10 protein-coding genes are annotated in these 7,629 nt (G+C 67.9%); all 10 read left to right on the top strand.

The features are described from left to right. The first annotated feature begins 29 nt into the window (after positions 1-29). On the top strand, positions 30-1,196 hold the full coding sequence (locus OP04_RS43985) for a flagellar hook protein FlgE (RefSeq protein ID WP_033345986.1): 1,167 nt from the start codon (positions 30-32) through the stop codon (positions 1,194-1,196). 225 nt (positions 1,197-1,421) lie between these two features. After that, positions 1,422-1,712, top strand: coding sequence for a flagellar FlbD family protein (locus tag OP04_RS43990; RefSeq protein WP_033345987.1), 291 nt, complete (start codon positions 1,422-1,424; stop codon positions 1,710-1,712). Further along, complete coding sequence (locus OP04_RS43995) at positions 1,712-2,497, top strand: motility protein A (protein WP_033345988.1); 786 nt, start codon at positions 1,712-1,714, stop codon at positions 2,495-2,497. Before OP04_RS43990 ends, OP04_RS43995 begins: the two co-directional genes overlap by 1 nt. 39 nt (positions 2,498-2,536) lie before the next feature. Next, positions 2,537-3,439 (top strand): flagellar motor protein MotB, encoded by a 903-nt coding sequence (locus OP04_RS44000; protein WP_033345989.1) that lies wholly within the window; start codon positions 2,537-2,539, stop codon positions 3,437-3,439. Between the two features lie 34 nt (positions 3,440-3,473). Further along, the gene (locus OP04_RS44005) at positions 3,474-3,926 is read left to right on the top strand and encodes a flagellar basal body-associated FliL family protein (RefSeq protein ID WP_033345990.1); all 453 of its coding nucleotides are present in this window, start codon (positions 3,474-3,476) and stop codon (positions 3,924-3,926) included. Positions 3,927-4,089: 163 nt separating this feature from the next. Then, positions 4,090-4,998, top strand: coding sequence for a flagellar motor switch protein FliM (locus OP04_RS44010; RefSeq protein ID WP_051799986.1), 909 nt, complete (start codon positions 4,090-4,092; stop codon positions 4,996-4,998). A gap of 22 nt (positions 4,999-5,020) precedes the next feature. Further along, positions 5,021-5,761: a flagellar motor switch protein FliN gene (fliN, locus tag OP04_RS44015; protein WP_033345992.1), complete on the top strand. Its 741-nt coding sequence runs from the start codon at positions 5,021-5,023 to the stop codon at positions 5,759-5,761. Positions 5,762-5,771: 10 nt separating this feature from the next. Next, entirely contained in the window at positions 5,772-6,212 is a 441-nt protein-coding gene (locus OP04_RS44020; protein ID WP_033345993.1) for a FliO/MopB family protein, read from the top strand. Then, the gene (fliP, locus tag OP04_RS44025; protein WP_033345994.1) at positions 6,209-7,006 is read left to right on the top strand and encodes a flagellar type III secretion system pore protein FliP; all 798 of its coding nucleotides are present in this window, start codon (positions 6,209-6,211) and stop codon (positions 7,004-7,006) included. The genes OP04_RS44020 and fliP overlap by 4 nt, the downstream gene beginning before the upstream one ends. A gap of 250 nt (positions 7,007-7,256) precedes the next feature. Next, on the top strand, positions 7,257-7,629 hold a 373-nt coding region (locus OP04_RS54165; protein ID WP_408606855.1), incomplete at its 3' end, for a flagellar biosynthetic protein FliQ.

Genomic DNA, 7,629 nt, shown 5'->3' on the forward strand with positions numbered 1-7,629 from the left:
CACTCCACCGAACAAAGGAAACCACCTCTATGCTGCGTTCGCTGTTCTCGGGAATCGGCGGTCTCCGTGTCCACCAGCAGATGATGGATATCACGGGCAACAACATTGCCAACGTGAACACGGCTGGATTCAAGTCCAGTAACGCCGTATTCCAGGACACGCTCAGCCAGATGGTTCGTTCTGCCGGCTCACCGCAGGACTCGGCTGGCGGTACCAACCCCGCTCAGATCGGACTCGGCGTGAAGCTTGCCGGCATCAACACCAACTTCTCTCAGGGCTCCGCGCAGACGACCGGGCGGAGCACGGACCTGATGATCCAGGGTGACGGCATGTTCGCCGTGAAGAACGGCAACGAGACCATGTATACCCGTGCGGGCTCGTTCTCCTTCGACACGCAGGGAAACATGGTCACGGTCGGCGGCCAGAAGGTGATGGGCTGGCAGGCGGTGGACGGTGCGGTCGACGCGAACGGCGCGATCGAGCCGATCAAGCTGCCGCTGGGCCAGACCATCGCGCCGAAGAAGACCGAGACCGTGACGCTGACCGGCAACCTCTCCGCGGAGGCGGCTACCACCGACGACGCGGTCGAGCTGCCGATCAGCGTGTTCACGGACACCGGCGCTTCCGAGAGCGTCACCCTCAGTTTCAAGAAGACGGGCGACGACGCGTGGAGCGTGACGTTGCCGGACGGGACGACCACCGCTTCGATCGATTTCACGAACGGTGTTCCCACCTCGCCCACGGTCACCCTTGGCAACTACAAGGTCGACGTCAGCAAGATGACCGAGTACAGCGGCAAGACCAACCCGAAGCTGAACCAGGTGGACGGTAACGCGTCTGGCACGCTGGCCTCGTACAACATCTCGCAGACCGGTGAGATCGTGGGTGTCTTCACGAACGGCATGAAGTCGACCCTGGGTCAGGTCGCGCTGGCGAACTTCAACAACGTCGGCGGTCTGGAGAAGGTCGGAGACTCGATGTACCGGACCACGGTCAACTCGGGCATGGCGCAGGTGGGCACGCCTGCCGACAGCGGCCTCGGCACGCTCTCCAGCGGCATGCTGGAGATGTCGAACGTCGACCTCGCGTCCGAGTTCACCAACCTGGTCATCGCCCAGCGCGGTTTCCAGGCGAACTCCCGGATCATCACCACCTCCGACCAGATCCTGGAGGAGCTGGTGAACATCAAGCGGTAATCGCGAGCAGCGTTACCCGCCGGGGCGGGCCACTTTCCGTGGCCCGCCCCGGTTTTCTTTTGCCGGCTTCTCGGTTGCGGATTTCCGCTCAGTTCGGGCAACAGCTTGCCACCGGCCTGCTACCCCTGATGGCTCACTTCACCGGCCGCACCGCCGAATTTATCTTCGTACGGGCCACGGACGGCCTTCCTGCCCAGCCACGTTACGCCCAAGGACGGCCCATCCGTGATTCTGGTTACCCGCCTCAACGGCACGGTGTTCGCACTCAATCCCGATCTGGTCGAGCGTGCGGACTGCACGCCGGACACCGTCGTCACCCTCGTTGACGGCACCAAATACATCCTCTCCGAGTCGGTGCCCGAGTTCATCGACCTGATCATGGGTTACCGCGCCGGCCTCATCGCCAAGGCGCAACGACTCGAATCTGCACCGCCCGAGCCCGATGACGAAGAATCCGCCACTGCCCTGGAAGAGAAGACCGCCAAGGTCCTTCCGCTGCACCGAAAGGACCGTTGATGGATATCGCGACGCTTGTCGGTGTGGTCGGCTCGCTGATCATCGTCTTCACCGTCCAGATCCTGGAGGGCGGTAACCCGGCCTCCATCCTGCTGATCCCGTCGATGCTCCTGGTGTTCGGCGGCGGCCTCGGCGCGGCGATGTCCGGCGGCATCCTGAAGGACACCATCGGGATCGGCGCGTCGATGCAGAAGGCGTTCCTGGCCAAGGTCGTCGCCTCGGACAAGCTGGTCGAGGACGTGGTCAAGCTGGCCGAGCGTGCCCGGCGCGAGGGCCTGCTGGCCCTGGAGGACGCGGTCAAGGAGGTCCCGCACCCGTTCCTGAAGCGCGGCCTGCAGCTGGCGATCGACGGCACGGACCCGGAGGAGCTGCACGACATCCTGCACGCCGAGATCACCGCCAAGAAGAAGGCGGACAAGGCGGCCTCGAAGATGTTCGAGAACATGGGCGGCTTCGCCCCGACGATCGGCATCATCGGCACGGTCATGGGCCTGGTCCACGTGCTCGAGAACCTGGACAAGCCCGAGTCGCTCGGTCACTCGATCGCCGCGGCGTTCTGCGCCACGCTCTGGGGCGTGCTCGCGGCGAACCTGCTCTGGCTGCCGATCGCGAACCGGCTCGGCCGGCTCAGCCAGCTCGAGGTCGACCAGATGGAGCTGACCATCGAGGGCGTGCTGGCGATCCAGTCCGGCTCGAACCCGCGCCTGGTCGCCCAGAAGCTGCGCAGCCTGCTCCCGCCGGGTGGCAAGCCGGCCGCGGAGGACAAGGGCAAGAAGGCCGCCTGATGACGTTCCCGACCGACCGACGACGAGGGGGGTGAGCACATGGCCAAGGCATCCAAGCCCAAGAAGAAGGGCGGCCACGAGGAGCATGAGGAGCACGTCAACCACGAGCGCTGGCTCGTCTCGTACGCGGACATGCTCACCCTGCTGTTCGTCCTGTTCGTGGTGCTCTACTCGATGAGCAACGTGGACAAGGCGAAGTACGCGGAGCTCGCGGCCGGCCTCAAGCAGGGCTTCGGCGCCGAGACGGCCGCGCTCCAGGGCAACATCTCGCTCCTGGACGGTTCCGCCACGGACGCCAGCATCATGAACATCAACCCCGGCCTGGCCGAGGAGGTCTCCGGTGTGCCGAAGACGGCGACCGAGGACGAGATCGAGCAGGCGGTGGCCGCGGCCGACCGGCAGAAGGCGGAGCAGGACGTGAAGGCCGCCCGCGCCGAGGCCGAGAACCTGGAGAAGGTCAAGGCGCAGATCGACACCGAGCTGAAGGAGGCCGGTCTGCAGGACAGCGTCAAGTACTCGATCGACGCCCGCGGCCTGGTCGTCACCGTGGTCACCAACGAGGTCGTGTTCGCCGGCAACAAGGCGGACCTGCGGCCGGGCGGAAGCAAGATCATCGACTCGATCGCGCCGGCGCTCAAGAAGATCCCGAACAACATCGAGGTCGACGGCCACACCAATCAGCTCAACGTGTCGGCCGGTGACTACCCGAGCGGCTGGGAGCTCTCCTCGGCGCGGGCCTCGTCCGTGGTCCGGAAGCTCATCGCGGACGGCATCGCGGACAAGCGCCTGATGGCGAACGGCTTCGCCGGCACCCGGCCGCTGATCGACCCGAAGGACCCGCGCTCGATCACGATGAACCGCCGGGTCGACGTCATCATCCTGACCACGCTTCCGGCCACCCAGGCGGCGCTGCTGCCGACGGTCGCCGCGCACCACGACTGACCTTTCCTTTACTTCACACTGGGGGATTTGCGACATGGCCAAGGACGAGAAGGCACCCGAGGGCGACGCTCCGAAGAAGGGCGGCCGGAGAAAGCTGATCATCATCATCGTGGCGGCCGTGCTGCTGCTCGGCGGCGGTGGCGGCGGCGCCTTCATGCTGCTGAAGGGTGGCTCCAGCGAGGAGACGGCCGCGCCGGCGCCGGAGCCGGGCGCGGTGGTCTCGCTGGACCCGGTCACGATCAACCTGGCCGACTCGCACTACCTGAAGGTCGGCATCGCGCTGCAGGCCACCGCGACCGCGCACGAGGAGCCGGACGGCAGCAAGGCGCTGAACCTGGCGATCGACCAGTACACCAACGTCGAGGTCTCCGAGCTGCAGACGGCCGAGGGCCGGGCCAAGCTCAAGGAGGAGCTGACCGAGAAGATCAAGGAGGCGTACGAGCAGGAGGTCATGGCCATCTACTACACGACTTTCGTCACGCAATAACCGGAATGTCGGTAACGTGCGAAGCGGGTCCCGGAGGATCGGGGCCCGCCGCGCCACCCGGGTGAAATCGGGTGGTTTCCTCAAGCGAAACGCTCACGTTGCCGATGGGAACCGCGTGACCAAGTCGCCGTCCGCGGTCTCCGGCAAAGTCGCATCGGGCCGCATGTCGCGTCGCGGTGGAGGTACGGGCCCGCAGCCCTACGACTTCCGTCGCCCGATCAAGCTGTCCCGCGAGCACATGCGGAACCTGCAGATGTGCTTCGAGACGTACGCGCGCAGCTGCGGCACACTGCTCACCACCCGCCTCCGCGCGGTCTCCCAGGTCGGCCTGCTCGCCATCGAGCAGCTCACCTACGAGGAGTACCAGACCCAGCTCAACAACCCGACCGTGCTGGCCGTGGTCACGCTGGAACCGCTGTCCGGCTCGATCCTGTTCGAGGTGCCGCTGAGCACCGCGATGGCGAGCATCGACCACCTGCTCGGCGGGCCCGGCGGCGCACAGCCGGAGCGCCCGCTCACCGACCTGGAGATGCCGCTGCTGCGCGGCCTGATCGAGAAGATGCTGGGCGAGCTCGCCTACGGCCTGGAGGCGATGGTCCCGGTCCACCCGAAGCTCGGCGCGATCGAGTACAACCCCCAGTTCGTCCGCACGATCGCGCCCGGCGACGCCGTGGTGGTCACGTCGTTCGAGATCCGGGTCGGGTCCGAGGAGTCGATCGCCAGCATCTGCATCCCGTTCGCCAGCATCCTGCCGGTCCTGGAGAAGCCGACCGAGCACGTGGAGCTGACGCCGGAGGAGCGGATGAGCCTGCTCCGCGCGCAGTCCAACCTCACGGCCGGCCTGTCGCTCGCGCCGCTGGACGTCGCGGTGCGCTTCCAGCCGATCCGCATGCGCACGGACGACATCATCGACCTCCGCCCCGGCGACGTGGTGCCGCTCGGCCACCCGGTCACCGTCCCGCTCTCCGTCGTGGTCAACGACACCGTCTTCGCCCACGCCGTCCCCGGGACCCAGGGGGCGCGTCTCGCCTGCCTGATCGTGCCCTCGCCCAAGGAGGACTCCCGCAAATGACGCAGCCTCAGGGGGTGCACGCATGACCGCGGCAACCGTCACCGACTCGCAGCTGGCGCTCGCGCGCGCCGCGGCCCAGGCCGCGCTCGCGGTGCTGCCCACCAGCACGCCGCTGGAGGTCGGCGCGCCGGTCATGGGCGCGATCCAAGGGCTGCCGGACGGTCAGGCCGTCACCGCGCGGTTCAGCGGCGCGGCCACGGGCGAGGTCGTCGTGATCGTCGGCGCGGATCTCGCGGAGGCGCTGCGCACCAGCCCGCTCGGCGAACTGGACCTGGCCACCGCGGTCCGGCCCGCGCTGGAGGGCGCGGCCCGCGCGTTCGGCCCGGTCGTGCTGGACCCGGGCCAGGTGATGGAGCCGGCGGTCGCGTTGAGCGCGCTGACCATCAAGGACGACGTGACGGTCAGCGTGCCGCTGCTGGAGGGCGGCGAGATGCGGGCCGCGGTCGCGGTGCTGCTGTCGCCGTGGCCGTCCGAGAGCGGTGACGTGGCGCCGAGAGCCGCCGCGCCGCCCACCGCGGTCCGCGCCGGCCTGGAGATGCTGCACGACGTCGAGATGGAGGTCTCGGCCGAGCTCGGACGCACCCGGATGAACGTGCGCGACCTGCTCTCCGTCGCCCCCGGCACCATCGTCGAGCTGGACCGGGCCGCCGGCAGCCCCGCCGACCTGCTGGTCAACGGCCGGCTGATCGCGCGCGGCGAGGTGGTCGTGATCGACGAGAACTTCGGCATCCGGATCACCGAGATCATGACGCCGAACGAATAGGTGACTTCCTGTGATCGAGCTGGTTCTCCGGATCGTCTTCTCGCTGGGCATCGTCTTCGGGCTGATGTGGGCGCTGGCGCGCGTGGTGAAGAAACCACTCACCGGCCGGCACAGCGGCGCCGCGCTGGACGTGCTGTCGCGCACGCAGCTCAGCCGCAGCTCGTCGGTCGCGCTGATCCGGGTGGTGGACCGCGCGCTGATCGTCGGCGTGACCGAGGGCCAGGTGACCCTGCTCGGCGAGACCGACCTGGGCGCGGTGGAACGCCAGCTGGCCGGCCCGGCCGAGCGCCGCAACCGGATCACGCTGCCGGAGCACGTGAAGCCGGGCGAGGATCTCAGCGGCGAGGGCGCCGAGGAGAGCGTGATCGTGGAGCGCCCGGCGGACGGCCCCTCGGCCGCTTCCGGGCGTACCTGGCTGAACGGCCTGAGGGAGCGGACGGTCCGGCGATGACGATCCGGCGTACCGCCGCGTTGTTCCTGCTCCTCGGCTGCCTGCTGGCGCTGGGAAGCCCGGCCGCGGCCGCGGACCCGGTCACGGTCCTCGCGGCGGCGCCCGCGCCCCAGCCGACCGACCCCGGCACGATCGACATCAACATCAACGGCGAGGGCGACGCCGGCAAGCCGAGCACGTCGATCGTGCTGCTGGTCGGCCTGACGCTGCTGTCCGTCGCGCCCGCTCTACTCCTGCTCTGCACGTGTTTCACGAAGGTCTTCATGGTCCTGGGGATCACCCGGAACGCGCTCGGCCTGACCTCCATGCCACCGAACCAGGTCATCGCCGGGCTCGCGCTGTTCATCACGTTCTTCATCATGAGCCCGGTGCTGTCGGACGTGAACGCGGTCGGCGTCCAGCCCTACCTGAAGGGCGACAAGGACCAGACTCAGGCGTTCAACGACGGCGTGCAGCCGCTGCGCCAGTTCATGCTCAAGCAGACCCGGCCGGACGAGATCGCGCTGCTCACCAAGGTCGCGGACGCGGAGCGCCCGGCCAACGCGGACGCCGTGCCGCTGACCACGCTGGTGCCCGCGTTCGTCCTGTCCGAGCTGCGCGCGGCCTTCATCATCGGGTTCGTCATCTTCATCCCGTTCCTCATCATCGACATCGTGGTGTCCGCCTCCCTGATGTCGCTGGGCATGATGATGCTGCCGCCGGTGACGGTCGCGCTCCCGTTCAAACTGCTGCTCTTCGTGCTCGTCGACGGCTGGGGCCTGGTCATCACCGCGCTCGTCGGCAGCTACGCCTGATCTCCGCAACCCAGCTGCGACCCGGCGGACAACCGTCCCGCCACGGCGGTCCCGGAAAGTAGTTCTCAGCGGGGCACACAGCCTCGCGGAACTCTTCCGAAGGGCGAACATATGACGGACACGCAGGTTGTGCACCTCGGGCTTGAGGCTATGACCATCGCGGCCAAGCTGTGCGCGCCCGTTCTGCTCACTGCGCTGGCCATCGGCTTCGCTCAGCTTCGTCCCGAAGGCCATCGCCTGTGGCGTCGCGCTGCTGGTCAGCGGCAACTGGATGCTCCACGAGATGACCTCGTTCACCCACAACCTCTTCGAGCGGATCCCCAGCCAGGGCCCCGGGCACTCGCCCTGGGCCCTGTTCTCGTTCAAAATCAAGATCAATTTCATATGCCGATCTGGTCTCACATCACCTGCCGAGGCCTCCCGGCGACACCGGTCGGCCGTGGCCGGCCTCCCTGCCAGGTCCGTGGCCGCAAGATCAAAACCCGCCCGCACCGCACCCCACCAGGCACTCTCCGCCAGCCTTTGCTCTGCTTACCTGGACAAATCCCCCCGGGCCGCGGGACGCGGCGGAGCGCGCGGTATGCGGAGGACCGCGCGGCGGGCGGCGGCGGGCGGCGGGCGGC

The sequence above is a fragment of the Catenuloplanes japonicus genome (genome assembly GCF_000717135.1).
Taxonomy (GTDB): domain Bacteria; phylum Actinomycetota; class Actinomycetes; order Mycobacteriales; family Micromonosporaceae; genus Catenuloplanes; species Catenuloplanes japonicus.